Genomic DNA, 23,910 nt, shown 5'->3' on the forward strand with positions numbered 1-23,910 from the left:
GTGAACAGACCTCTCCGAATTGCCTGAATATGCGATTCAGACACTGATGGCCCTCGCTGCCGAAGCTTCGGGCTGCGGAGTGGGAGCTGAGTGATGAGTGATTCCTGCACCAGCCGAGGCGCAAGAGCCGCCCTTCGCAAACGGAAGACTCTTTCGTTGAGAACTCGCTTGCACCAAGAGGCAAGCAGCACCGCGCTGTATGCGAGTTGGGGCACCGGCTCTAAAACTTTCGTGATCCCCGCAGGCCCGGTCCTTGCATCGGTCGGCTTTACGCTCGCGATCGGAGCAGGCGCCGTGAGCCCGGCCCATGCGATAAACGAATGCGGCCCGGCCATTGGCGGAGTTGTGACCTGCAACACGTCCACTTACCCGAAGGGGCCCGGAACCCATATCGAATATCGTATTGATACCGGACTGAGGGCGACGATCGACAGCGTGGCGGTCAGATGGGCGGACGATGCGGGCAGCGATCGGCCTGCGATCGACATCCGTTCGGACAAGGTCACGAGCGAAGGCGATCTCATCGTGACGATGGAGGGCTCGACGGTGACGACCGGCGAGCCGGACAGAATTGGAACACGCTCCGACAGAGAGGTAGGCGAGTACGCCGATGGATTGAGAGTGACGCAGCGCGGTGCGGGGCTCGTTTCAGCGACGATGCTGAGCGGCAGCATCATCACATATGGATACAACGCAGCGGGAATTTACGCCTGGCAGCCCGGGGCCAACGAAAACAACAAGAGTGATGTGATCGCCGATTTCTCGGGAGAAGATTCCACGATCGAGACCTTCGGATCCTACTCTCAAGGTATCTATGGCCGCACAGAAACCGGCATAGGCAATGTCGCGGTGACGGCGAAGGACGGAACGATCGTCACCCATGGCCTGTCGTCGATAGGCGTTCGCGGACTGAAGCATAGCGCGTCCCTGGGAGACGGCGACGTGACCGTTGCCGGCGACAATATCACGGTAACGACCGGCGGAAATCTAAGTATCGGTATGGAGGCGAGAGTCGAGGACAGCAAGTCCGGCAGGGGCAACGCTTCGGTTTTCGTCCGCAACGAGGCGGCGATCGAGACCTCGGGCACAAGGGCACATGGCGCTCAAGCCTTCAATCTGGACCCGGGTGACAGCATGGTCGTTCTGGAAAAGAGCAAAATCACGACGCGCGGCGAGGGTGCTATAGGGATTCGGGCCGAGGCAGGAGACGGCAATGCCGTTACCGAAGTCACCAAAGGAAGCATTGCCACGGCTGGAGCATCGGCGATCGGGCTCGCGGCCATCAGCCAGGGAAACATGGGCGAGGCGCGCGTCTCGCTGGACGGCGGAGACGTCTCGACCGGCGGGGATAACGCGGAAGGCCTGATCGCGACCGCGAAGGGCGCCGGCGGAACGGCCACCGCCCGCTTGGTGGACGGGAACGTGAAGACGGCCGGTCGCGATGCAGAGGGCCTGATCGCTCACGCCGGCGATGAAAGTATCCCGACGAGCATCAATGCCGATGCCAGCGTGATCATGCAAGCCGGCAGCATAACGACCACCGGCGACGGCGCGGGTGGAATGATCGCAGAGACCGACATCGGCCCGACGCCCTCGACAGGAAAAGCAACTGCCGTGCAGCGGGCAGGCACGATCATGACCAGCGGCGGCGAGATTGGCGGCAATGAGGGCAGCTACGCAATCGCGGCGCTCTCCTTCGGGTCCGGCCTGGCTTCCATCGAGCAGGCGGGCGGCAGCGCTACGACTGCGGGGGCGCAGAGCCACGCCTTGTATGCTCTCTCGATCTTCGGCAACACCATGGTCACCCAGGCAGCCGGCAGCAGCGCGGTCGCGACCGGCGCGAAGGCGAGCGGTCTGCGGGCCCTGGCGGGCCCGGGCGGCGGCAATGAAGTAACGCTGGACGGCAAGGTTACCGCTGGCTCTGCTCCCGCCGTTCACACCATCGGCTCCGCAGGCGGCAAGATCACCATCGGCTCCGCTGCGGAGATCGACGGTTCTGCTTCGGGCACCGCCATTCGCGACGGCGACTCCGATCTGGATGCGGCGGACGAAACGGGAGGGAATTCCACCGCCACGCTGGCCGGCAAGGTCACCGGCGATGTCGTCATGGGGCTCGGCAATGATATCATCAATCTCACCGGCGGCGTGCTCGACGGCGATGTCTATGGCGACGACAGGTTAGCCACCGCCGCTGACGGCGACGACAGCTTCACCTGGAGCGGCGGCACCTGGCTTTCCAGTTTCTTCGGCGGCAACGGCTCCGACACCGCCACCGTCTCCGCGCAGAGTTACGACGGGACGCATCACTATCTCGATGGCGGCGACGACGTCTCGACTGCCGATGGCTGGACCGACCGTCTGACCCTGAGCGGCGTGACCGCGAGCGCCAACGGCGCCAACATCGTCAATTGGGAAATCGTCACCCTCGACGCTGCCGATCTCACCATTCTCGACGGCGCACTTGAAGCCGGCTCGGAGCCCGAAACGGGCCTTTTCCTGACGAACGGCTCCGTTCTTAACGGATCCGATGCCTTCGCGCTGACCGGCAACATGGCGATCGACGGTACTTCGCAATTCATCGCCTTCGGCGAGGATATCGCCAGTGGCGTCTATTCGATCTCCGGCAATTTAGTCAATGCCGGCACGGTCGACATGCAGGATGGAGGAACCGGCGACGTTCTGTCCGTCGGCGGCAACTACACCGGCGCGGAGAATAGCACGGTCTATATCGACACCTATCTCGGTGACGACGCGTCTCCCACCGACCGCATCACCGTCGGCGGCGACACGGCTGGCAGCACAGCGATCAGCATAGGCAACGCCAGCGGGCCCAGCGCTCAAACGGTGGCCGGCATTCGTGTGGTCGATGTGGCAGGCGCGTCCTCCGGCACCTTCGTCCTCGCCAACGCGAACTCCGAAATCAAGGAAACCGGAGAGGCCGCGATTACCCGGGGCGCCTATGCCTATGCGCTGCGGCAGGTCGATAACGACGACTGGTTCCTTCAGTCGACGTTAGCCGAAGACGATACCGGCCCGGACACCGGAGGCGAGCAGGCTGTCGATCCAGAGACCGAAGGCGGTGAAACCGTCGACCCGGGGACCGGAGGCGGCGAAACCGTCGATCCGGGGACAGGAGGCGGCGAAACCGTCGACCCCGGGACCGGAGGCGGCGAAACCGTCGACCCCGGGACAGGAGGCGGTGAAACCGTCGACCCCGGGACAGGAGGCGGCGAAACCGTCGACCCCGGGACAGGAGGCGGCGAAACCGTCGACCCCGGGACAGGAGGCGGCGAAACGGTAATCCCGAGCTACAATCAGGGCGTGCCCGTCTACGAAACCTATGCCCGGAACCTCCTCGGCTTCATACAACTCCCGACATTGCGCCGGCGTGCCTCCGGCGAGAGAGTTCCTGCCTTGCTCTCCTGTGGGAGCGTACCACTGAATGTCGAGGGCAATCAGGCCGCCGCCTGCGCCGAGGATAATACCGTCTGGGCTCGAATCGACGGCACCCGTGCCCATGTGGAGCCCGAGGAGAGCGGCGCCCGCGTTTCGGAATACGACTCTCGTTCCTGGTTGCTGCAGGCCGGCATCGACGCACTTCTTCATAGCAGCGGCAAGGGCGAGCTGATCGGCGGCCTGACTGCCCACTATGGCGGCATCAACACCGATGTATCTTCCTTCTATGGTGACGGCTCCATCGACACCCGCGGCTACGGCCTCGGCGCGACCCTGACCTGGTATGGACAGAACGGCTTCTATCTGGACGGTCAGGGCCAGCTAACCCGGTTCGACAGCGATCTCGACTCGGACATTCTTGGCCGGCTTGCCGACGGGAATGACGGGCTGGGTTATGCGGTCAGCATCGAGGCGGGCCATCGTATCGGCCTCGGCGACACGTGGGCGCTGACGCCGCAGGCGCAGCTCGCTTATACCTCAGTGAACTTCGATGACTTCGTGGACCCATACGGGGCGCGGGTTTCACTCGATGACGGAAATAGCCTGCGCGGCCGCATCGGTCTCGCACTCGATCGCGAGCAGCAATGGCAAGGCGCGGAAGGCGACGGTCGCGGCTCGCGCCTCTACGGCACCGTCGATCTATACCGTGAGTTCCTGGGCGATACCCGCGCGGATGTGTCCGGCGTCTCGTTTGGCATCGAGGCCGATGACTGGATTGGCGAAATCGGCATTGGCGGCAGCTACAACTGGGGAGACGACAAGTATTCGCTCTATGGCGAAGCCCGCGCATCCACCGGTCTGTCCGATTTCGGCGGCAGCTACGCGGTACGTGCATCCGTCGGACTGAAGATGAAGTTCTGAGACCCGTTGAGATTCGGGCTACCCGCCGCGGTTTGTTTGATTTCCTCATCCCTGTGCTCGTCACAGGGATCTAGCCAGACCAAGTCCTTGGGCTGAATGAACTCTTCCCGCGCCGCAGACGCGGCGCTGCTGGATCTCTGTGACAAGCACAGAGATGAGGAAGGGGGAGATTTCAGTCCTCCGATACGGGCGCGGTTTTCCGCCCGCATCCCGCTCCAACCTTTTGGAATCGAGCACTTTCATGGTTTAGGCCGACCGGACCTAGTCCATCGTGATCTCGTCTGACGGATGAAGTGCAATATACCCCAACGATCGACGAGGACTCAGCCGCGCTCCTTGAGGAGCCTGTTCTTTTGCCGGTTCCAATCGCGTTCCTTGGAGGTCTCTCGTTTGTCGTGCAGCTTCTTGCCCTTGCCGAGCGCCAGTTCCAGCTTCGCCCTGCCTCGCTCATTGAAGTATATCCGGAGCGGTATCAGCGACATCCCCTCGCGGTTGACCGCACCCTGCAGACGGTTCACTTCCCTTTTCGACAGGAGCAATTTGCGGCGGCGGCGCGTCTCGTGATTGAAGCGGTTGGCCTGCAGATATTCGGGCAGGTAGGAATTGATGAGCCAGATCTCGCCGCCTTCGTCGGTCGCGTATGATTCCGCGATATTGGCCTTCCCCTCGCGCAACGACTTGACCTCCGTGCCGGTCAGGACCAGACCGGCCTCGTAGGTGTCGACGATCTCGTAGTTGAAGCGGGCCTTGCGATTTTCCGCAACAACCTTCTTGACCGTGCGTTCGCTGCCTTTCGGTGCCATCAGTTCATCAGCCCTGCATGCCTGAGCGCCGCGTCGATAGCCGAGGCCGTGGCCGGCTCGAGCGCCGACAACAACGGCGAACGAACGGTAAAGCTCATTCGCCCGAGGCGGTTCAACGCATATTTGGCGCCGCAGACGCCCGGCTCAAGGAAGATGGCCTTGTGAAGCGGCATCAATTTGTCCTGAAGCTCCAAGGCCTTGGCATAGTTGCCGGCAAGGGTGGCCTCCTGGAACTCGGCGCACAGGCGCGGCGCGACATTCGCGGTGACGGAAATGCAGCCGACGCCGCCATGGGCATTGAAGCCGAGCGCGGTCGCATCCTCACCCGAAAGCTGCACGAAGGCCTTGCCGCAGGCCATGCGCTGCTCGGAAACCCTCTCGATCCTGCCGGTCGCATCCTTCACGCCGACGATCGTCGGATGGGCCTTCGCCAGCGCCGCCATGGTCTCGACGCTCATGTCGACGACGGAACGGCCGGGAATGTTATAGATCACGATCGGCAGCTTCACGCTTTCGGCGATCGCCGCGAAGTGGGCGAAAAGACCCTTCTGCGTCGGCTTGTTGTAATAGGGCGTGACGACGAGGATCGCGTCCGCACCGGCCTTTTCCGCATGCTGCGCAAGCTCGATCGCTTCGATGGTATTATTGGACCCGGCACCGGCGATGACCGGTACGCGCCGCGCCGACGCCTCGACGCACAGTTCCACGACCTTCTTATGCTCGTCGTGGGAAAGCGTCGGAGATTCACCCGTGGTGCCCACCGGCACAAGGCCGTGGCTGCCCTCTTTTATCTGCCACTCCACATGCGCGACGAAACTATCCGCATCAACCGAGCCGGAGGCGGTGAACGGCGTTACGAGTGCGGGAATGGAACCCTTGAACATGCACAACTCCTGACGACCGAGGGCGCAGAATACGCTCACGCTTTGGCCGCAATCGACGGTTAAAAAACTGCCGCACCATAATCATGTGACGTGTCTGCGGCAAGCGCTGAGAGGATGCATTTCGCTTTCGTTTCCGCGCAATCGACGCCCTCGAGCGGGACCGCAATAGGCGCCGGGTTTCGGGGAACGCGCACGCGCCGGCCGGCAAGCACGCCGACAAATGTGCTAGGTTTTCGCCGGCCGATCGGCTGTAATGGAGCGGCAATGAAGTCGAGGGATGGGGGACCACGGGGCTCTTGATGCGGGGAACAGTCTTTCTGCCGGTCGCCGCCATGATCGGTGCGGGGATGCTGGCTTTTTCGGCCGACGCAGCCGAGGGCCGGATTCCTGTACCGACGAGCAAGCCGGATGCTGCCGGCAAGGTCGGCAGCCTCGCAACCGGCGAACTCTCAACGATCCTCGGCGCGGATCTGAAAAGCGGTCTCGATGCCCTCTCCGATCGGCAGCCCGAAAAGGCGATCGCCGTTCGCGAGCGCATGCCGGCAGGAACGCTCGACCGCCATATCCTAGCCTGGGCGATCGCGGTGTCCGGACAGAAGGGCATTCCCTCCTATGACATTGCCGAGGCGCAGCGGGAACTCCAGGGCTGGCCGGGCCTGAAATCGCTGCGCTCCCATTCGGAACGGGCGCTTTATCGCGAGAACGCTCCGGCCGCCGATGTGATCGCCGCCTTCGGCACCACCCGCCCGGAGACGGCTGAAGGGGCGATCATCCTTGCACGCGCACTCGCAGCACAGGGGCAGAGCTCGGCGGCCGCCACGCACCTGCGCGCATTCTGGCTGAGCGAAGCCCTGGACAAGGACACGGAAACGAAGATCCTTTCCGAGTTTTCCGATCTGTTGACGACGGAAGACCACAGGCAGCGGATGGAAATGCTTCTCTACCGCGCCCGCATAGACCAGGCCGAGCGGTTCAGCGATCTCGGCAAGGCGCAATCGCTGTTCCGCGCCTGGGCCGCAGTGACCCGCGGCGGCAGCAACGCGGCCTCGCTCATCGAAGCGGTGGACGCTTCCTGGCGCAGCAAGCCTTCCTACCTCTTCATTCGCATCGAGCATTTACGCAAGCAGCAGAAATACGCCGAGGCGGCCCGGCTTCTCGACCAGATGCCGAAGGACGACGGCGCCCTCGTCAATCCCGGAGAATGGTGGGTCGAGCAACGTATCGTCAGCCGCGGTCTGCTCGACGCCGGCGACTTCCGCGGCGCCTACCGCATCGCTGCCAACCATGCGGCAAAGCGCGCTACGGACCTCGTGGACGCGGAATTCCACGCGGGCTGGTATGCGCTCCGCGGCCTCGAGGAACCCGAGACGGCGGCGCTTCACTTTCGCAGGATTCTCGAGGCATCGAGCCGGCCGATCTCCGCCTCGCGCGCCTGGTACTGGCTGGGCCGCGCGGCCGAAGCGGGCGGCCCAGGCGACGCGCGCGAATATTTCACCAACGCGGCGCGCTATCCGGCGACCTTCTATGGACAACTCGCCGCCGCACGCCGCGGCCAGGCGAAGCTCGACATGAGCTACCCCTCACCCACCCAGGAAGACCGCATCCGGCTGGAAGGTCGCGAAGCCGTCAAGGCGATCGGCCGGCTCGAAGCCGCCGGCCATGGCTGGCGCGCCGAAAGTCTTTATCGTGCGCTTGCCGAGGAACTGACCAGCCCCGGGGAGCTTGCGATCCTGGCGGAGCGGGCCGAGAAGTCGGGCAATCACCAACTCTCGCTGCAGATCGGCAAGATCGCCTTCGGCCGCGGCATCGAGGTAGCTGCCCTCGCCTTTCCGATCGGAGTCATTCCGCCGAGCGCCGATATCGACGGCGCCGGCAAGGCGCTCGCCTATGCCATCGCCCGCCAGGAAAGTGCTTTCAATCCGGCCGCCATTTCGGTGGCGAATGCCCGGGGGCTCCTGCAACTCCTTCCCGGCACAGCCAAGGGCGTCGCCAGCCGCTATGGCCTCGCCTACTCGAAGGACCGTCTGACGAGCGACGCCGGCTATAATGCGACGCTTGGAGCCCATTACCTCGGCGAGCAGATCGACAGCTTCGGCGGTTCCTACATTCTCACCTTCATCGCCTATAATGCCGGCCCGCGTCGCGTTCCTGACTGGCTCGCCCGCTATGGCGATCCACGCGGAAAGCCCATCGACGAGGTCGTGGACTGGATCGAGCGCATCCCCTTCGAGGAGACGCGCAACTATGTCCAGCGGGTGATGGAGAACTATCAGGTTTATAAGTCGCGGCTGGGACAAGATACGGATATCGTTGCGGATTTGAGGTTGGGACGCGCTTTGCCTTGAGCCTGAGTATTCGGGCGCGACGGCCCGGTCGAGCCCGGCCGCAACGTTCCCTCGCGGCGCTCTGTTGAGCGAGGATCACATCATCGTGATCGGTTGGCCGCGCCCGGCACAAAATAGGGGCTGGGCCATTTTCCCCTGGAAGGGATTTATTTTCTCCTGAGAGGAAATGGTGAGGCCAATGAAGACCTTAGCAATTGTTGCCCTGTCGCTGGCCACGGCCATCAGCAGCGTTCCGCCGGCAGAAGCGTTTCCGGTCGTTCCGGCGCCGAAGCCGCAGGCTGCCGACGTGCAGTTGGCGCAGTTTCCCTACGAGCGCGGGGAAGCGCGCAAGGGCCGCCGCTGCCGCGACCGGGACTGCTGGCGGACGGGCAATTGGCGCGGTTATCGCGGAAACCGCCATTACGGCAACCGTTATCATCACCGCCGCTACTACCGCGACGACGATGATGATCTTGGAGCTTTCTTTGGCGGCCTAGCCGCCGGTGCGATCGTGGGTGGCGTGTTGAGCCAGCCGAGATATGCGGCTCCGAGGTATTACGGCGGCGGCAACGCACATGTGGAGTGGTGCTACTCGCGCTATCGCTCGTATCGGGCCTGGGACAATACATTCCAGCCCTATAATGGTCCGCGACGCCAGTGCTATTCGCCGTATAGCTGATGAGTTTTGCGCCTAAGACGTGAGTCTGAAGGGAGGAGCCGAGCGCGCCTCCCTCCCCGCATGCTCGGGCCGTCATTCTTGCGCGGCACGGCAGGTCATCGCCGGATCCCTGTTCCATTTCCCGCCTGATTCATCCGCGGCATGTAAGCCCGCGGCCTGGTATCTTCCTGTCCAGTCATAGGAATTATTTCTCACGTCTGACTGGAGGTCAGAAATGAATATCAAGAGCCTTCTTCTTGGCTCGGCTGCTGCTATGGCGGCAGTCTCCGGCGCGCATGCTGCCGACGCTATCGTCGCTGCAGAGCCGGAGCCTATGGAATACGTCCGCGTTTGCGATGCTTTCGGCACGGGCTACTTCTACATCCCGGGCACGGAAACCTGCCTCAAGATCGGCGGCTATATCCGCGTTCAGGGCGACTTCGGCCGTGACAATGTCAATCATCTGACCAGCTTCGATGATGACGGCACTTCCGATTGGGACATGTTCTCCCGCGCTTACATCTCGTTCGACGCGAAGAGCGATACCGAGTACGGCACGCTCACCGGCTTCTTCGCTTCCGAGTTCAATTCCGATACGGATTCGGCCTCGGACGGCGGCGGCGACAGCCACATCGACGTCGACGAAGCCTACATCGAGCTCGGTGGCTTCCGGGCCGGCTTCTTCTACAGCTGGTGGGATAAGGGCCTGAACGGCGAGACCGACTCCATCGGCGAGAACACCGAGTTCAACTCGGTCCGCTATACCTATGACGGCGGCACCTTCCAGGCCGGCGTTGCTGTCGACGAACTCGAGGGTACTTCGACCAAGCCGAATGGCGTCGGGGTCGAAGGCATCGTATCGGCTTCGCTCGGCGGCGTGACTTTCGACCTGCTCGGCAGCTACGATACGGAATGGGAAGAAGGCGCGATCCGTGCCCTGCTCTCCGCGGATGCCGGTCCAGGCACCTTCCAGGTCGCCGGTATCTGGGCATCCGGCTCGAACGCATACTGGCATGACTCGGAGTGGGCCGTTGCTGCCTCCTATCGCTTCAATGTGAGCGACAAGCTTGCGATCACGCCCGGCGCTCAATACTGGGGCGGCCTGAACGAAAGCGACAAGCTCGGAGGGCGCTTCGACAACGATGCGGACCAGTGGCGTGTCGGCCTTACCGCCGACTACGACATCACCGAAGGTCTCGCGACCCGCTTCGCGATCAACTACACAGACCCGAGCAATGCTCCGGATTCCGTCAGCGGTTTCCTTCGCCTGCAGCGGGACTTCTAATCTGACCTAGTCAGGTAAAAGAAAGCCCGCAGCTCACAAGTTGGGTTGCGGGCTGTTGCTGTACTGCAACGCAAAGTGCGCCGCCAAGGCGTTGAGATTGTTTGACTATAAGCACTGGTTTCATTGCCAGTGGTTTCTTGGCTCGTTCACGGAGAATGGGAAGGAAACGGCAAACGTGACGTCGGACGCTGAAAAACAGGTAGGTGATCTCGGTTTCCCGGATATGGGTTCGGGGTATGAGGTCAACTATACCTTCGGCCGGCAAGGGCCGATCGGCGTGGTCAAGGAGACCACGCTTGCCGAATTGCTTCAGCGCTATGCCGACATCCTGTGGGACGAAGGCAGGCACAAATACAATGTGAAGGCCTTCATCGGAGAGCTCGACGAGATCTTGCTCGGTGCCCGTTTCTCCGCCTTCTCGCAGGAATTGCTCGACGGCCTCATAGGTGCGCTACGCAAGCGCGGTAACAGCAACGCGACCATCAACAGGAAGATGGCGGCGCTGGGGAAGTTGCTGCGGAAAGCGTACAAGATGGGGGACATCCACAATCTGCCGGAATTCAAACGCCAAAAGGAGAAAGCGGGGCGCCTGCGCTTCCTGGAGGCCGACGAAGAAGAGGTGCTGTTCCGCGAAATCGCCAGCCGATCGGAACTCTATCTGTACCTCTCGATATTTCTGGTGGATACCGGTGCTCGCCTGGGCGAGGCCATTGCCCTCAAATGGAACGATATTCACGAGGGCCGGGCGACATTCTGGGTGACGAAATCGGGCCGCAGCCGCACAGTCCCGCTTACCGTGAGAGCAAAAGACGCATTGAAGCGCGTCGCGGACAGATCCCCGGGTCCATTTTCTAGAATCGATCAGCAAAAATACCGTGCTGTCTGGAACGCCGCAAAAGTGGATGCGGGCCTCGGCAACGAAGACGATCTCGTTCCCCACATTCTCCGCCATACCTGCGCCTCGCGCCTGGTCAGAGGCGGGATCGATCTCAGACGTGTTCAGATGTGGCTAGGCCACCAGACCCTCGAGATGACGATGCGCTACGCGCATCTGGCCTCCCATGACCTCGATATGTGCGTGCCCGTACTCGAGCGTCATCTCAAGTAATCGCGCATGAGCGCCGGCAGCAGCGCGCCGTCCCCGTAGCCATACTCTAAAAAAGAGAAAGCCCGGCTTAAAGCCGGGCTTCCCTTCCACTGACCGAGGTCAGGTCAGATTAGAAGTCACGCTGCAGGCGGAGGAAGCCGCTGACGTACTCGTCACCATCATCCGGATCGGTGTAGTTGATCGTGAAGCGGGTAGCGAGACCTTCCGTGATGTCGTAGTCGGTCGTGATACCAACGCGCCACTGATCGTCGTCACCGAAGTTACGGTTTCCGTCGTTCAGGCTACCCCAGTACTGAGCTGCCGGGGTGATCGCGAACTTGTCGGTAGCGTTGAAGCGGTAAGATGCAGCAACGGTCCACTCGGAAGCATCCCAGTAGGCGTTCGGGTCGGATGCCCAGATACCGGCGAGCTGGAAGGTGCCCGGGCCGAGGTCTGCGGAGAGCAAAGCGCGGATCGCGCCTTCTTCGAACTCACTGTCGTAGCTGCCGAGCAAGTCGACCGAGACGCCACCGAGGGTAGCCGTTACGGTACCCGTAACGCCAACGCCGTTGGCCTTGGTGCTCGCGCCTTCGAGTTCGTCGACCGAGATACCGGCCTGGAACGTGCCGCCGTCATAGATGTAGGCGAGCGAGTTGAACTCGGTGAAGTTGCCGAGCGAGTCGGTTTCGCCGTTCAGACCCTTATCCCACCAGCTGTAGAAGAAGCCGGCCTTGAAGCCGCCGAGCTGGATGTAGGCTTCATCGACGTCGATCAGGCTGTCGCCTTCGTCGGTGTCGTTGTCGGCGTTGAACTCAGCGGCGAAGAAGCCGGTGAGCGTGCCGTATTCAGTGTCGCTCTTCGCGTCGAACGCGATGTAGGCGCGGGAGAACATGTCCCAGTCCGACGTGGACTGACCACCGAAGTCTTCCTGGTTCCAGCGATCGTCAGCTTCGTCACGGCCGAATTCGCCCTGAACGCGGATGAAGCCGCTGATCTTGAGGCAGGTTTCCGTGCCCGGAATGTAGAAGTAACCCGTACCGAAAGCGTCGCAGACGCGAACGTATTCCATGGGCTCCGGCTCGGCAGCGACGATTGCGTCGGCAGCCTGGGCGCCGGAGACTGCTGCGAGAGCAGCAGCGGAGCCGAGAAGAAGGCTCTTGATGTTCATTTCTGACCTCCAGTCAAAAGTTTCAAACGGGTCTGGGTTTTTTTTGCTGAAGGACAGCGTTCCCTGCCCCATCCCCAACGTTCAAGAAGTCGGACGATCAACCGCCCTTGCTTCCGGAGTTGAAAATACAAAACCGGGTGGGGCGCGCAACGACCAACTTACCAGATCGACTCCTTTGCCCTGCCCTTCCCTGATCCCTGTTGCTGAAACGACACAAAATCGCCCCAGACGGCCCGAGGGAATTAACAAAGCGTTAAGAAAATCCTTTAGCGACGGGGGTTTAGCGCGAGGTCACTCCCGGCCATCTGTTCCGGAAAGGGGCAAAAAATGGCCAGAAAGGGGGATAAAACCGGGCAAGAGCGCTCCGCGAGACCGGTCCTTGCGGAAGCCATGGGCACGCCGATCGTCGGTTCGCGCGGATGGTCGAGGTGCTTCCTGGCCGATTCCCGGCAGAATCAGTGCGCAGGGATTCGCGAGTCGGCAGGCACCTCGACACAGTGCGCGCTCGCCGAGGCAATGGGTTCAGCCAAGCATGTCATCAAGCAGCAAACTCAGGAACGTGACGGCGGTGGCGGGAATGGGAATCCGTTCGATGAACTGTTCGGACCCGGCGGCAGAGCCATTTGCCATTGAAATTTGAGTTATAGAGTGGTACATATGCCCATCGTTGGAGTGAACCTGTGATCGTAGGCTTTCGGGACGACTGGCTTCGGACCTTCTTTGTGGATGATGTCCGTTCCCGTAACATCCCGTCCGATCTTGAAGCTCGGTTGTTCCGCAAGCTCCAGATGATTGACGATGCCGCAACCGACCAAGACTTGCGCGTGCCGCCCAGCAATCACTTCGAGAAGCTGCGCGGCAATCTGGCGGGGCTGCATTCGATCCGCGTCAACCAGCAATGGCGGCTGATCTTCCGCTGGGATGGGACGCGCGGAGAGGCCGACGGGATTTATCTGGACGATCACAGCTACCGATGAGAGCGAGGCGAACATGCTGACCACCAAGCGCAAGCCGGCGACTGTCGGCGAGATACTGACTGAAGAGTTCATGCGGCCGATGGGATTGACGCAGGGCGCGCTCGCCGAGGCGATGGGCGTCCAGCGCAAGCACGTCAACGAATTATGCGGCAACCGCAGGAACGTGACGGCGGCGACGGCGCTGATCCTCGCCCGCGTGTTCGGCAACAGCCCGGACTTCTGGCTCAATGTGCAGAGGCGCAACGATCTTTGGCTGGTGATGAATACGCCAAAGGAACGTGAGCGGATCGAGCGCGCGCGTCCGTTGGAGAATGCAGCCTGAGCACCGTCATGTGGACGAAATTGCGGGCGTCTCTGCATCTAGCAAGGAGATCAACATCTGCACCGTGCTGGCCGGGCAGAAGCTTGGAATCAAAGCAGTCGACGGAGCCTGCCCCGGCCTTGATCCGGGGTATTGGCTCGTCAGCTTCATGCACGATGATCTGGGATATATCGACCTGGAGCAGAGGACTTTGCAAACCATCGACAACCCGTTCGGCACGAGGTTGTCACCCATGTCTTAAGGACGAAGTGTTACCCATGTGTCCGGGTCGGACAGAATGGGCCGAAATAAAATGGCGGAGAAGAAGGGATTCGAACCCTCGATACCGTTTCCGGTATACTCCCTTAGCAGGGGAGCGCCTTCGACCACTCGGCCACCTCTCCGTTAGGGCCTGACTAGTGTCACGGCGTTTCCAATGCAAGATTTTTTTGTCGAATTTCAGGAAATCATCCGATTTTCATCCGCTTCGGGCCGCGGCGCCCCCCGAGTCATATGAGAACTAGGACCGCATCGGGCAATCGGGAAAGGTCTTGTCCATCACGCATGAAACGTCGCAATGCCAAGTGCACTGACTTCTTCCGGGGGAATTCTTTCTCTGCGTCGATTCCGATTCCCATCCTTATGCGATAAGTTCCGCGGGCATTTCCGAACGGAGTACGGTTTTTCAAGATGTCCGAATTCTTACGCTTCACGCCACTCATCCAATCCCTGCCGGCCAGCGTCCCCTTTGTCGGCCCGGAAGCCCTCGAGCGTCAGCACGGCCGCAAGATTGCGGCACGCATCGGCGCCAATGAGAGCGGCTTCGGCCCGGCACCATCCGTATTGCTCGCCATCCGCCAGGCGGCCGGCGACACCTGGAAATATGCCGATCCCGAAAACCACGACCTGAAGCAGGCGCTTGCCGACCATCTCGGCACCTCTCCCGCCAATATCGCCATCGGAGAGGGTATCGACGGCCTTCTCGGGCAAATCGTGCGGCTCGTCGTGGAAGCCGGCGCGCCGGTGGTGACTTCTCTCGGAGGCTATCCGACCTTCAACTATCATGTCGCGGGCCATGGCGGGCGGCTGGTCACGGTACCCTATGCCGACGACCGGGAAGATCTCGAAGGACTGCTCGCCGCCGTGGGCCGTGAGAATGCACCGCTCGTCTATCTGGCCAATCCCGACAATCCGATGGGAAGCTGGTGGCCCGCCGAGCGCGTCGTCGCCTTCGCGCAGGCCCTGCCGGAAACGACGCTCCTCGTACTCGACGAAGCCTATTGCGAAACGGCGCCGCGGGATGCGCTCCCGCCGATCGAAAGCCTTATCGACAAGCCGAACGTCATTCGCACGCGCACCTTTTCGAAGGCCTACGGCCTGGCAGGCGCGCGCATCGGCTATACGCTGTCGACGCCGGGGACCGCCCAGGCCTTCGACAAGATCCGCAATCATTTCGGTATGAGCCGCATCGGCGTGGCAGCAGCAATCGCCGCTTTGGCCGATCAGGACTATTTGAAGGAAGTCACGCTCAAAATCGCGAACTCACGGCAAAGGATCGGCCGCATAGCTGCCGATAGCGGACTCGCCCCCCTACCCTCAGCCACGAATTTCGTGGCTGTCGATTGTGGAAAGGATGCAATCTATGCACGGGCGATCGTCGATCGGCTGATGAGCGATCACGGGATCTTCATCCGCATGCCCGGCGTCGCGCCGCTCAACCGCTGCATCCGTATCAGCACCGCGCCCGATGCGGAAATGGATCTTCTTGCGGCCGCGCTTCCGGAGGTGATCAGGAGTTTGGCTGCCACCTGAACCGGCGGCAACCGCCACGCATCAGTGCATCGTCATCCATTCGCGTGCTGCGCGCAGCGCAGCGGCGAGATCCGACTTGCTCATCGTCGCCGCAAGGTCGGCCCGCAGGTCGGCCGCGCGGTCCGAGCCCCTGATCGCGGCGATGTTCAGCCACTTGTGCGCGGCTACCAGATCGACGGGCCTGCCGCGACCAGTCGCATAGGCGAGGCCCATCTCGCACAGAACGTCGGCACGGTTGCCGCCGCCGATGGCGTCATCCGAAACGATCTCAATGTTAAAGAGTGCCATTTTTCTTGTCCCTGTCTTTTCTTCGTTAGAGCGAAGCGGCCCGCCCGTATGGGGCGAGCCCTGCTTCAGCTGGTATCCTGGTCCCTGTTTCATCGAGCCTCTTGGCGGGCTTTCCGGGAAATCGCCCCGTCTTCTGCGGTGTCGCTTTCCGGTTGGTCGGCGGCTTGTTTCGCCGCTCGTCTTATGGATGTGAATATGCCCGACGGCCTTCAATGGCCGCTTAAAATCCATGCTTAATTTGACGCAAACAAAGTCCAAACGCTTGGTAAACTTGGGTTTTCGTTAAGCATTGCAGGCCCTGCAAAGGCACGCATTCGCCTCGAATTTTACGAAAATTTCACGTCCGGATTTCAACTAAACGCTAACCATGAGAACAGCTGCTCTTTTCAAGGACGGTGCCGCCGCGCGCAACATGTCCTGCAAAGCAACGCGCGGAGATTTACGTTTACGTACGCGTAATATACTGTCTGCGCCGGAGTGATCTTCGTTCGCCCGATAACCCGTGCGGCGCTGCAGGAGATCGCGCTCCACAGGGAACCAGCACACGGCAGGACCGAAGGGCCTGCCGACTTCGGAGGAGATCGCATGATTCGCACATTGCTCGCCGCAGCAGCGCTTGGCTTTGCCGCAGCCGCCCCGGTCCACGCCGCCGAACCTATCCTCGGCAAGTGGAAGACGGCGAGCGGCTCCACCGCGGAAATCGCCCCCTGCGGCGCGGCCTTCTGCGTCACGCTGAAGACGGGCAAGCACGCGGGCAAGCGTGTCGGTTCGCTGTCGGGAACCGGCGGCAGCTATAGCGGCGTGGTCACCGATCCCGAAAGCGACAAGACCTATAGCGGCACCGGGTCGGTGGACGGCAATCTGCTGAAGATGCGGGGCTGCGTGCTGAAGGTGCTTTGCAAGTCGCAAACCTGGACGCGTCTTTAAGCCTCGACAGCTAAAACATGGGCGGCGTTGCACCAGCCGCGACCTCTAGTGAGCCGTTGCACGGAGAGAGACCGGCTGGCTCTCGCTTCCAGTTATGCGGTCTGCCGACGGCATCGCTTGGGATAGGTGAAGGTCAAGCCGCTTGTTGTCTCCCCCACAAGGGGGGAGAATATATGCGGCAGGCCCTCGTTTCCTGCTTCTCCGTTCTGTCCGTGGCATCGTCTCAGCGGGCGCGTTGGCCGAACAGAACCTTCTGCGCCTCTTCGTCCTCGGCGAGGCTCTTCTGGCGCGCCCGCTCCTCCTTGCCCACCTCGATGGCCTTCTTCACCGCCGGTCGCGCAAGCACGGCGTCGAACCAGCGCTTCAGATTCGGGAATTCGTTGAGGTCCTGGCCCTGATTCTCGTGCGGAATCACCCAGCCGATCGCGGCCATGTCTGCGATCGAGTAATCGCCGGCGAGGAACGGTCGGTCGGCGAGCCTCTTGTTCATCACGCCGTAGAGGCGGTTCACTTCATTGGTATAGCGGTCGATGCCGTAGGCGATCCTTTCCGGGGCATATTGGCGGAAATGGTGTGCCTGCCCCGCCATCGGCCCCAGTCCGCCCACCTGCCAGAAGAGCCATTGCTCGACGTCGACACGGGCGCGCTCGTCGGCGGGATAGAACTTGCCGTATTTGCGGCCGAGATACTGCAGGATCGCTCCTGATTCGAATACGGAGATGGACTCGCCACCCGGACCGTCCCGATCGACGATCGCCGGCATCCGGTTGTTCGGCGAGATCTTCAGGAAGTCCGGCTGGAACTGATCGCCCCGGCCGATATTTATGTACTTGACGACGTAGGGAACGCCGAGCTCCTCCAGCATTATGGTGATCTTCCAGCCGTTCGGCGTGGGCCAATAATAAAGCTCGATCGGAGCGGTCATCGCGTCTCTCCTGATTTGTCGGAAGGACTGACTTAGGAACACGACGGCTCAACGGCAAGGCCGCAGTCCGACGCGCATTTGTTTAAGTGCATGATCGTTCTCCCTAAACCGCTGCACATCTTCGGCGCTGCTTAGATGAACGCCAGATGAACGGACGTCTCAGCCAGAGTTCAGTTTGGTTGTGCGAAAAGACAATCAATCGATTTGAACGTGTCTCGCTTCAACGGACGGAACCATGGACATTCTCGCTCGCCGCCTCACCATTATCAGCCTGCTCATGGTCGTCTTCGCGATGACGCTTGCCGCCGCAGTCGGCGCCGACACGGAACGCCGCCGCCAGAACACCTATATCGGCTCGCTCACGGATTGCACCGCTCACACGGCGCAATACTGCCAAGCCAAACTCTGAAGGAAGCTGTGGAATGGCCGCTCTCGTCTCCTCTGCCATTCTTTCGCTCAGGCTCCTGATACTCGCGGGCCTGCTGATCGCACCCATCGGAGCGGTCGCTTACAGCAAAGCCGCCGGCTACGGCATCGGCAAGAACGGTGCCGGCTTCGTTCTTTTCGTCACCCTTCAACGCCAGGCGATGAGCTGATTTCGAGACGCCGCTTTCTATCCTTGCATGTCGGTTGAAAGTCCGTTTCTCTCTGATCGGGAGGACCTGAAACCGTGCCCGCATACGCTATCTATTTTCTCGCTGCTCTTGCCGAAATCGCCGGATGCTTTGCCTTCTGGTCCTGGCTGAGACTTGGCAAATCCGCCTTATGGCTCATTCCCGGCATGGCTTCGCTCGCGCTTTTCGCCTGGCTGCTGACGATGGTGGACGCGGCAGCGGCGGGCCGCACCTATGCCGCCTATGGCGGCGTCTACATCGTCGCGTCGCTCTCTTGGCTCTGGCTTGCCGAAGGCGTCCGGCCGGATCACTGGGACATGACGGGCGCCGCCGTGGCGCTCGCCGGCAGTGCGATCATTCTCGCGGGGCCTCGCTGAAGTACAACGTGCGGCGCTGTAGAACAAAAAACAACACTCTTGTCGTTTGCTTGTCGAAAGGTGCAGCATATAATGCGACATGAACAAGCGAATCTCTTCAAACTCCGTCCTCTCCGTCACCACCCCTGAACCCTTTGAGCCGCAGCTCTTCGACGATCCGACCGAGGCCGTCGATTGTCTGGAGGCGCTCTACGAGCGCAACACCCGCTTCCTCTGCGAAGGTTTCGAAGGGCTCGGAAAAAGCGGCAGGCCGCTCACCCGTTTCCGCGCCTGCTATCCGCAGGTCAGCATCGAGACGAGCAGCTTCGGACATGTCGATTCCAGGCTCTCCTTCGGCTATGTCAGCGCGCCCGGCGTCTACACGACGACCATCACCCGGCCCAAACTGTTCCGGCACTATTTGAAAGAACAGCTCGGCCACCTCATGCGCAACCACGGCGTCGGCGTCACGGTGTCGGAATCCTCGACACCTATCCCCCTCCATTTCGCCTTTGGCGAAGGGGCGCATGTCGAAGCGTCTGCGGCCGAAAGCATCGACATTCCGTTGCGCGACCTTTTCGACGCGCCGGATCTTACGACCACCGACGACGAGATCGCCAACGGCTCCTACGAGCCGGGACCGGGAGAACCGTCGCCGCTCGCGCCCTTCACGGCGCAGCGCATCGACTATTCGCTGGCGCGCCTCAGCCACTATACTGCGACCAGCGCCAGGCACTTCCAGAACTTCGTGCTTTTCACGAACTATCAGTTCTATGTCGACGAGTTCTGCGCCTGGGCGCGCCAGCAGATGGCGGAGGGCGGCAACGGTTACACCGCCTTCATCGAACCCGGCAACATCACCACGCCGGCGGGTGCCGACCGGCCGGATGCCGACTATTCGCTCGCCCGTCTGCCGCAGATGCCCGCCTATCATCTGAAGAAGAAGGGGCACGGCGGCATCACCCTCGTCAATATCGGCGTCGGGCCATCCAATGCCAAGACGATCACCGACCATATCGCCGTGTTGAGGCCGCATGTCTGGCTGATGCTCGGCCATTGCGCGGGGCTGCGCAACAGCCAGCGGCTCGGCGATTACGTGCTGGCGCATGCCTATATGCGCGAGGATCACGTGCTCGATGACGACCTGCCGGTCTGGATTCCCCTGCCCGCACTGGCCGAGGTGCAGGTTGCCCTGCAGGATGCCGTCGCCGAAGTGACGGGCTACAAGGGCTACGACCTCAAACAGATCATGCGCACCGGCACGGTCGCGACGATCGACAACCGCAACTGGGAACTGCGCGACCAGCGCGGGCCGGTCAAACGACTCTCGCAGGCCCGGGCCATCGCGCTCGACATGGAATCGGCTACCATCGCCGCCAACGGGTTCCGCTTCCGCGTCCCCTACGGGACGTTGCTCTGCGTGTCCGACAAGCCCCTGCACGGCGAACTGAAGCTGCCCGGCATGGCAAGCGCCTTTTACCGGACCCAGGTGAGCCAGCATCTGAAGATCGGTATCCTGGCCCTGCAGAAACTGGCGGCAATGCCTCCCGAGAAGCTGCATTCACGCAAGCTCAGAAGCTTCTACGAGACCTCGTTCCAGTAGAGCCAGCATCTTATCGCGCAGAAGCGTTTCACGCTTTCGGCCGCAGGAGGAGCGACAGCATCGTGCCGGCCACCGCCGACACGATGACCATGAGGTGGGCATTGACACTGGCGCGGCCGAGCGTCTCGAGCGTCGCCTGATCCGCCGACGCTCCGAAGGAAACCGCGCCGGCGACGATCGCCGCTGCGTAGGTTCCCACACCCGCCGGCGCGTGCACCGGCAGGACGGAAGACAATTCGCCACCGAGCGCCCCGCCGAAGGAGGCGGCGAGTGGCGCGACCCCCATGAACGCGAGCACCCAGGCGAGAACGACGACCTTTACCGCCCAGTTCAGCATCGTCATCGCCCAGGCCCGCAGGAAAGCGGGAATGCCGATCGGCAGGCCTGCCGCCACCTCGTCCAGATGCGGACCGGCCTTCGCCGGCGCGAAACGGCGCATCACGGTGAGAGCTTTCTCCTTCATGAGAAAGAAGGCAAGAGGCGACAGGAAAGCGATCAGCCAGAGAACCCAGCCGATCGCCCCTTGGCCCCGCCCGGCCACCAGGCCCACCGCAGCGACGGTGAGCAGGGCGTGCAGATCCAGAAGCCGCATGACGAAGAGCGCCGCGGTGCCACGCACCAGCGGCACGCCGAATTCGCTGCGCATGAGCAAGGGAAAGCTCGTTTCGCCGGCTCTGAACGGCAGCATGATGTTGAGCAGATTGTGAACCTGGGTCACCCGGAAGAGAGACAGAAAACGGCCCCCGGTTTCACCCGGGAAGTAGTCGTGGATCCGATAGCAGCGGATGAAATAGGTGGCGACGAGAAGCGCTAGCGCCGAGAGGACCGGCCCGACGCCGATCTCGGCCCATTGCCGCAGCAGTACCGGCCAGCCCCAGACCCACTCTACGAAGATGGCATAAGCCGCGATTGCCGCCGCGGAAATCAGTGCCAGACGGTTGCGCGCGAGCCACGACCGCCGGCTGCGCTCCCAGTTCGTATTCATCGAGACTGTTTTCCTGTATCAGCAATGCGATTCGACATTGGTTATAACCTCATAAGTATGCAAGAAAACCTGCAAGCCCACCGGAGACTGCCCCCTTGAATCGCATCGAAGAACCCGTGACGCCGATGACCGAAGTCCTGGAGGGCGTCGAGCTCTCCATAGTCGTGCCGGTGTTCAACGAGGAGGAGAGCGTCGGGCCGCTCGTCACGCGCATCCGGGCGGCCATGGCCGGGTTCCTGAAGTCATGGGAGCTCATCCTCGTCGACGACGGCAGCACGGATCGCACCCTGCCGAATGCGCGCAAGGAGCTTTCAAACCCCGACCTGCAACTGAAGATCATCGAGCTCCAGAAGAATTTCGGCCAGACGGCCGCAATGCAGGCGGGAATCGACGCGGCCTCCGGCCGGCTGATCGCGACGCTCGACGGCGACCTCCAGAACGATCCGGCGGACATTCCCAACATGGTCGCGGCGATAGAAGAGCGCGGGCTCGACCTCCTTGTCGGCTGGAGGCAAAACCGACGCGATGCGCTGATTCTGAGGAAGATCCCTTCCTGGTGCGCCAACGTTCTGATCGGCAAGATCACCGGCGTGAGATTGCACGATTATGGCTGCAGCCTGAAGATCTACCGCGGTTCCATCATCAAGCAGGTGAAGCTGATGGGGGAAATGCACCGCTTCATTCCCGCCTGGGTGGCGGGTGTCGTGCCGAGCAGCCGGATCGGGGAGATGCCGGTGACCCATCATGCGCGGCATTACGGCACCTCGAAATACGGTATCTCGCGCACGTTCCGGGTTATCCTCGATCTGCTCGCGGTCTTGTTCTTCATGCGCTACAAGGCGCGGCCCGGGCACTTTTTCGGCTCCATTGGCCTGGCCGCAGGCGGCCTCAGTGTGCTGATCCTTCTCTATCTTGCGATAGACAAGTTCATCCTCGGCAACGACATCGGCACCCGTCCGATGCTGATCGTCGGCGTGATGCTGTTCCTCTCGTCGATCCAGCTGATCACCACCGGCATTCTCTCGGAGATGATGGCGCGCGCCTATTTCCGCGACGATGAAGTGACGAGTTACATCGTGCGCCAGACTTTCGAGCGGGAGCAGCCGCATGCTTGAAGCGGTCAATCGGCGGCCTGGAGCGGCCGTCCTGGCGGTTGCCGGCTATTTCCTGCTGTGCATCATCCTGCGGGTCTCCGTCTCGAGCTCACTGGAGATCGACGAGGCGGAACAGGCATTTCTGTCTCAGTTCCTCGCCCTCGGATACGGGCCGCAGCCGCCCTTCTACAATTGGCTGCAATATGGACTGGCAGAGCTCATCGGACCTTCGCTGGCGACGATGACCATCCTCAAGAACGGGCTCCTTTTTCTCTGTTGCCTGTTCTATGGTCTTGCGGCACGGCTCGTGCTGGCCGACCGGCGTCTGCCCCCGATCGCGATGCTCGGCGTTCTCACGCTACCCCCAGTCTTTCTACTCGCACAGCGCGACCTTTCGCACACGATTGCAGCACTCTTCGCCGTCTCGTTGTTTCTGTACGGCTTTCTGAGGACGCTCAAGCGGCCCAGCCTCTTTTCCTATCTCCTCACCGGGGTCGCGGTGGGTATCGGCCTGATGGCGAAGTACAATTTCGTCCTGGTGCCGGTCGCGGCGATTGTCGCCGTTTTGCCGGAACGGGAGCTGCGGGCGCGGATACTCGACTGGCGCATTCTGCCGGCGATTGCGATAGCAACTCTCATCGTTCTGCCCCACGCCTACTGGATGCTGCAGAATTTCGGTTTCGCCTCGGGTGGGACCTTGAACGAGATGAGGGAGCGCGAGGCGGAGGGACTTCTGCTTCAGGCCTTTTACGGCGTCTATTCGCTCGGCTCAGCCATCATCGGCGGCAGCCTGGTGCCGCTGCTCGTATTCGGCCTCGTCTTCCGCGGCAAGCTCCGCGCGATCTGGCAGGCGGAAAGCCAGTGGAGCAGGATCATAGGGCGGATGCTCGCCCTTTGCCTGATTGCGGTCCTGCTGGTCGTACTCGGCGTGGCCGCCACCCATGTACGGGAAAAATGGCTGGTCCTCTTCCTCGTTCTCATTCCGCTTTATCTCTGCCTGAAGATCGAGGCGGCGAATATCGACCTCACAGACAGCCTCAGGCGCTTCTTCCTGCTGGTCTGCGTCATCGCGCTGGGTGCACTCGTGATGGTATCGGCGCGAGCCGTCGTGCGGCCGTGGTTCGGCGACTATTCGAGGCTGAATATACCCTACGCCGCATTTGCCGAAGCGGTGGCGCAGGCGGAAGGCGGCCAGCCGGCGCTTATCCTCGCCAATGACAAGCAGATTGCGGGAAATCTCCGAACGCAGTTCAGCCGGGCACAGGTCACGATGCCGAGGCCCTCGAATGCCCTTCCGGTCGATATGTCGAGAAGACCCCTTCTCCTGGTCTGGCACGATGACGCACAGCCGGAAGCGCCCGTTCCCGACCTGCTGCGGAACGCTCTATCCGACCTTGGTGTCCCGGGGGCGGCAGCGGCACCGCGCCACCTCGCCCTTCCCTATCTCTACGGGACCGGCTCGGATCGCTATAGCTTCAGCTATATCTGGGTCGCGGAATAGC

General features: G+C 61.8%; 22 protein-coding genes, 1 tRNA gene and 1 pseudogene. 17 read left to right on the forward strand and 7 right to left on the reverse strand.

Going from position 1 to position 23,910, the window contains the following annotated elements:
* Nucleotides 1-231: 231 nt before the first annotated feature.
* Nucleotides 232-4,317, forward strand: coding sequence for an autotransporter outer membrane beta-barrel domain-containing protein (locus M1D34_RS10320; protein WP_498778932.1), 4,086 nt, complete (start codon nt 232-234; stop codon nt 4,315-4,317).
* 323 nt (nt 4,318-4,640) lie between these two features.
* On the opposite strand, the gene smpB is transcribed toward M1D34_RS10320, so the two are convergent.
* Nucleotides 4,641-5,120, reverse strand: a complete 480-nt coding sequence (smpB, locus tag M1D34_RS10325; protein WP_003527297.1) for an SsrA-binding protein SmpB — start codon at nt 5,118-5,120, stop codon at nt 4,641-4,643.
* Nucleotides 5,120-6,004, reverse strand: a complete 885-nt coding sequence (dapA, locus tag M1D34_RS10330; RefSeq protein ID WP_027989980.1) for a 4-hydroxy-tetrahydrodipicolinate synthase — start codon at nt 6,002-6,004, stop codon at nt 5,120-5,122. The genes smpB and dapA overlap by 1 nt, the downstream gene beginning before the upstream one ends.
* A 299-nt stretch (nt 6,005-6,303) precedes the next feature.
* Between dapA and M1D34_RS10335 the strand changes: the two genes are divergently transcribed.
* The 4 genes from M1D34_RS10335 (at nt 6,304) to M1D34_RS10350 (ending at nt 11,379) form a co-directional block, all read left to right on the forward strand.
* The gene (locus tag M1D34_RS10335; protein ID WP_498778934.1) at nt 6,304-8,349 is read left to right on the forward strand and encodes a lytic transglycosylase domain-containing protein; all 2,046 of its coding nucleotides are present in this window, start codon (nt 6,304-6,306) and stop codon (nt 8,347-8,349) included.
* Between the two features lie 166 nt (nt 8,350-8,515).
* Nucleotides 8,516-9,007: a BA14K family protein gene (locus M1D34_RS10340; protein ID WP_192923412.1), complete on the forward strand. Its 492-nt coding sequence runs from the start codon at nt 8,516-8,518 to the stop codon at nt 9,005-9,007.
* 214 nt (nt 9,008-9,221) lie between these two features.
* A complete protein-coding gene (locus M1D34_RS10345) occupies nt 9,222-10,271 on the forward strand; it encodes a porin (protein ID WP_127517053.1) in 1,050 nt (349 codons plus the stop codon).
* Nucleotides 10,272-10,494: 223 nt separating this feature from the next.
* Nucleotides 10,495-11,379: a tyrosine-type recombinase/integrase gene (locus M1D34_RS10350; protein WP_050579939.1), complete on the forward strand. Its 885-nt coding sequence runs from the start codon at nt 10,495-10,497 to the stop codon at nt 11,377-11,379.
* Nucleotides 11,380-11,488: 109 nt separating this feature from the next.
* Here M1D34_RS10350 and M1D34_RS10355 read toward each other — a convergent pair whose 3' ends face one another.
* Nucleotides 11,489-12,526, reverse strand: coding sequence for a porin (locus M1D34_RS10355; protein WP_498778936.1), 1,038 nt, complete (start codon nt 12,524-12,526; stop codon nt 11,489-11,491).
* A 327-nt stretch (nt 12,527-12,853) separates the two neighbouring features.
* Between M1D34_RS10355 and M1D34_RS10360 the strand changes: the two genes are divergently transcribed.
* From M1D34_RS10360 to M1D34_RS10375, 4 genes and pseudogenes are all read left to right on the forward strand, one after another.
* Entirely contained in the window at nt 12,854-13,159 is a 306-nt protein-coding gene (locus M1D34_RS10360) for a hypothetical protein (RefSeq protein ID WP_003527305.1), read from the forward strand.
* A gap of 47 nt (nt 13,160-13,206) precedes the next feature.
* Nucleotides 13,207-13,503 carry a type II toxin-antitoxin system RelE/ParE family toxin gene (locus M1D34_RS10365; RefSeq protein WP_003527306.1) on the forward strand — a complete coding sequence of 99 codons (297 nt, stop codon included), beginning with the start codon at nt 13,207-13,209 and terminating at the stop codon, nt 13,501-13,503.
* A gap of 13 nt (nt 13,504-13,516) precedes the next feature.
* A complete protein-coding gene (locus tag M1D34_RS10370; RefSeq protein ID WP_010969010.1) occupies nt 13,517-13,825 on the forward strand; it encodes a HigA family addiction module antitoxin in 309 nt (102 codons plus the stop codon).
* 18 nt (nt 13,826-13,843) lie between these two features.
* Nucleotides 13,844-14,066 (forward strand): annotated as a pseudogene (locus tag M1D34_RS10375) (hypothetical protein); the annotation flags it as partial.
* A 52-nt stretch (nt 14,067-14,118) separates the two neighbouring features.
* On the opposite strand, the gene M1D34_RS10380 reads toward M1D34_RS10375, so the two are convergent.
* Nucleotides 14,119-14,208, reverse strand: a tRNA-Ser gene (locus M1D34_RS10380).
* 286 nt (nt 14,209-14,494) lie between these two features.
* Here M1D34_RS10380 and M1D34_RS10385 point away from each other — a divergent pair.
* Nucleotides 14,495-15,616, forward strand: a complete 1,122-nt coding sequence (locus M1D34_RS10385) for a pyridoxal phosphate-dependent aminotransferase (protein WP_153313443.1) — start codon at nt 14,495-14,497, stop codon at nt 15,614-15,616.
* A 21-nt stretch (nt 15,617-15,637) separates the two neighbouring features.
* On the opposite strand, the gene M1D34_RS10390 is transcribed toward M1D34_RS10385, so the two are convergent.
* Nucleotides 15,638-15,904 (reverse strand): sel1 repeat family protein, encoded by a 267-nt coding sequence (locus tag M1D34_RS10390; RefSeq protein ID WP_003527312.1) that lies wholly within the window; start codon nt 15,902-15,904, stop codon nt 15,638-15,640.
* A 585-nt stretch (nt 15,905-16,489) separates the two neighbouring features.
* On the opposite strand from M1D34_RS10390, the gene M1D34_RS10395 reads away from it, so the two are divergent.
* On the forward strand, nt 16,490-16,831 hold the full coding sequence (locus M1D34_RS10395) for a DUF2147 domain-containing protein (RefSeq protein WP_027989913.1): 342 nt from the start codon (nt 16,490-16,492) through the stop codon (nt 16,829-16,831).
* Between the two features lie 223 nt (nt 16,832-17,054).
* Here M1D34_RS10395 and M1D34_RS10400 read toward each other — a convergent pair whose 3' ends face one another.
* Entirely contained in the window at nt 17,055-17,756 is a 702-nt protein-coding gene (locus tag M1D34_RS10400) for a glutathione S-transferase family protein (protein ID WP_153313442.1), read from the reverse strand.
* Nucleotides 17,757-17,991: 235 nt separating this feature from the next.
* Between M1D34_RS10400 and M1D34_RS10405 the strand changes: the two genes are divergently transcribed.
* From M1D34_RS10405 to M1D34_RS10420, 4 genes are all read left to right on the forward strand, one after another.
* The gene (locus M1D34_RS10405) at nt 17,992-18,165 is read left to right on the forward strand and encodes a hypothetical protein (RefSeq protein ID WP_003527318.1); all 174 of its coding nucleotides are present in this window, start codon (nt 17,992-17,994) and stop codon (nt 18,163-18,165) included.
* A 13-nt stretch (nt 18,166-18,178) separates the two neighbouring features.
* Complete coding sequence (locus tag M1D34_RS10410; RefSeq protein ID WP_003527319.1) at nt 18,179-18,352, forward strand: hypothetical protein; 174 nt, start codon at nt 18,179-18,181, stop codon at nt 18,350-18,352.
* A gap of 74 nt (nt 18,353-18,426) precedes the next feature.
* On the forward strand, nt 18,427-18,747 hold the full coding sequence (locus M1D34_RS10415; protein ID WP_027989911.1) for a YnfA family protein: 321 nt from the start codon (nt 18,427-18,429) through the stop codon (nt 18,745-18,747).
* A gap of 79 nt (nt 18,748-18,826) precedes the next feature.
* Nucleotides 18,827-20,329, forward strand: a complete 1,503-nt coding sequence (locus tag M1D34_RS10420; RefSeq protein ID WP_498778941.1) for an AMP nucleosidase — start codon at nt 18,827-18,829, stop codon at nt 20,327-20,329.
* 28 nt (nt 20,330-20,357) lie between these two features.
* Here M1D34_RS10420 and M1D34_RS10425 read toward each other — a convergent pair whose 3' ends face one another.
* Nucleotides 20,358-21,314, reverse strand: coding sequence for a lysylphosphatidylglycerol synthase domain-containing protein (locus M1D34_RS10425; RefSeq protein ID WP_498778943.1), 957 nt, complete (start codon nt 21,312-21,314; stop codon nt 20,358-20,360).
* Nucleotides 21,315-21,409: 95 nt separating this feature from the next.
* Between M1D34_RS10425 and M1D34_RS10430 the strand changes: the two genes are divergently transcribed.
* Both M1D34_RS10430 and M1D34_RS10435 read left to right on the forward strand, forming a co-directional pair.
* Nucleotides 21,410-22,429: a glycosyltransferase family 2 protein gene (locus M1D34_RS10430; RefSeq protein WP_498778945.1), complete on the forward strand. Its 1,020-nt coding sequence runs from the start codon at nt 21,410-21,412 to the stop codon at nt 22,427-22,429.
* Nucleotides 22,422-23,909, forward strand: a complete 1,488-nt coding sequence (locus tag M1D34_RS10435; protein WP_498778947.1) for an ArnT family glycosyltransferase — start codon at nt 22,422-22,424, stop codon at nt 23,907-23,909. Before M1D34_RS10430 ends, M1D34_RS10435 begins: the two co-directional genes overlap by 8 nt.
* Nucleotide 23,910: the final 1 nt, after the last annotated feature.

This window comes from Ensifer sp. D2-11, assembly GCF_054161295.1.

Coding starts and splice junctions, on each gene's coding strand:
- smpB (WP_003527297.1), bottom strand. CDS start 5,120: ATGGCACCGAAAGGCAGCGAACGCACGGTCAAGAAGGTTGTTGCGGAA.
- dapA (WP_027989980.1), bottom strand. CDS start 6,004: ATGTTCAAGGGTTCCATTCCCGCACTCGTAACGCCGTTCACCGCCTCC.
- M1D34_RS10335 (WP_498778934.1), top strand. CDS start 6,304: ATGCGGGGAACAGTCTTTCTGCCGGTCGCCGCCATGATCGGTGCGGGG.
- M1D34_RS10340 (WP_192923412.1), top strand. CDS start 8,516: ATGGTGAGGCCAATGAAGACCTTAGCAATTGTTGCCCTGTCGCTGGCC.
- M1D34_RS10345 (WP_127517053.1), top strand. CDS start 9,222: ATGAATATCAAGAGCCTTCTTCTTGGCTCGGCTGCTGCTATGGCGGCA.
- M1D34_RS10350 (WP_050579939.1), top strand. CDS start 10,495: ATGGGTTCGGGGTATGAGGTCAACTATACCTTCGGCCGGCAAGGGCCG.
- M1D34_RS10355 (WP_498778936.1), bottom strand. CDS start 12,526: ATGAACATCAAGAGCCTTCTTCTCGGCTCCGCTGCTGCTCTCGCAGCA.
- M1D34_RS10360 (WP_003527305.1), top strand. CDS start 12,854: ATGGCCAGAAAGGGGGATAAAACCGGGCAAGAGCGCTCCGCGAGACCG.
- M1D34_RS10370 (WP_010969010.1), top strand. CDS start 13,517: ATGCTGACCACCAAGCGCAAGCCGGCGACTGTCGGCGAGATACTGACT.
- M1D34_RS10385 (WP_153313443.1), top strand. CDS start 14,495: ATGTCCGAATTCTTACGCTTCACGCCACTCATCCAATCCCTGCCGGCC.
- M1D34_RS10390 (WP_003527312.1), bottom strand. CDS start 15,904: ATGGCACTCTTTAACATTGAGATCGTTTCGGATGACGCCATCGGCGGC.
- M1D34_RS10395 (WP_027989913.1), top strand. CDS start 16,490: ATGATTCGCACATTGCTCGCCGCAGCAGCGCTTGGCTTTGCCGCAGCC.
- M1D34_RS10400 (WP_153313442.1), bottom strand. CDS start 17,756: ATGACCGCTCCGATCGAGCTTTATTATTGGCCCACGCCGAACGGCTGG.
- M1D34_RS10405 (WP_003527318.1), top strand. CDS start 17,992: ATGGACATTCTCGCTCGCCGCCTCACCATTATCAGCCTGCTCATGGTC.
- M1D34_RS10410 (WP_003527319.1), top strand. CDS start 18,179: ATGGCCGCTCTCGTCTCCTCTGCCATTCTTTCGCTCAGGCTCCTGATA.
- M1D34_RS10420 (WP_498778941.1), top strand. CDS start 18,827: ATGAACAAGCGAATCTCTTCAAACTCCGTCCTCTCCGTCACCACCCCT.
- M1D34_RS10425 (WP_498778943.1), bottom strand. CDS start 21,314: ATGAATACGAACTGGGAGCGCAGCCGGCGGTCGTGGCTCGCGCGCAAC.
- M1D34_RS10435 (WP_498778947.1), top strand. CDS start 22,422: ATGCTTGAAGCGGTCAATCGGCGGCCTGGAGCGGCCGTCCTGGCGGTT.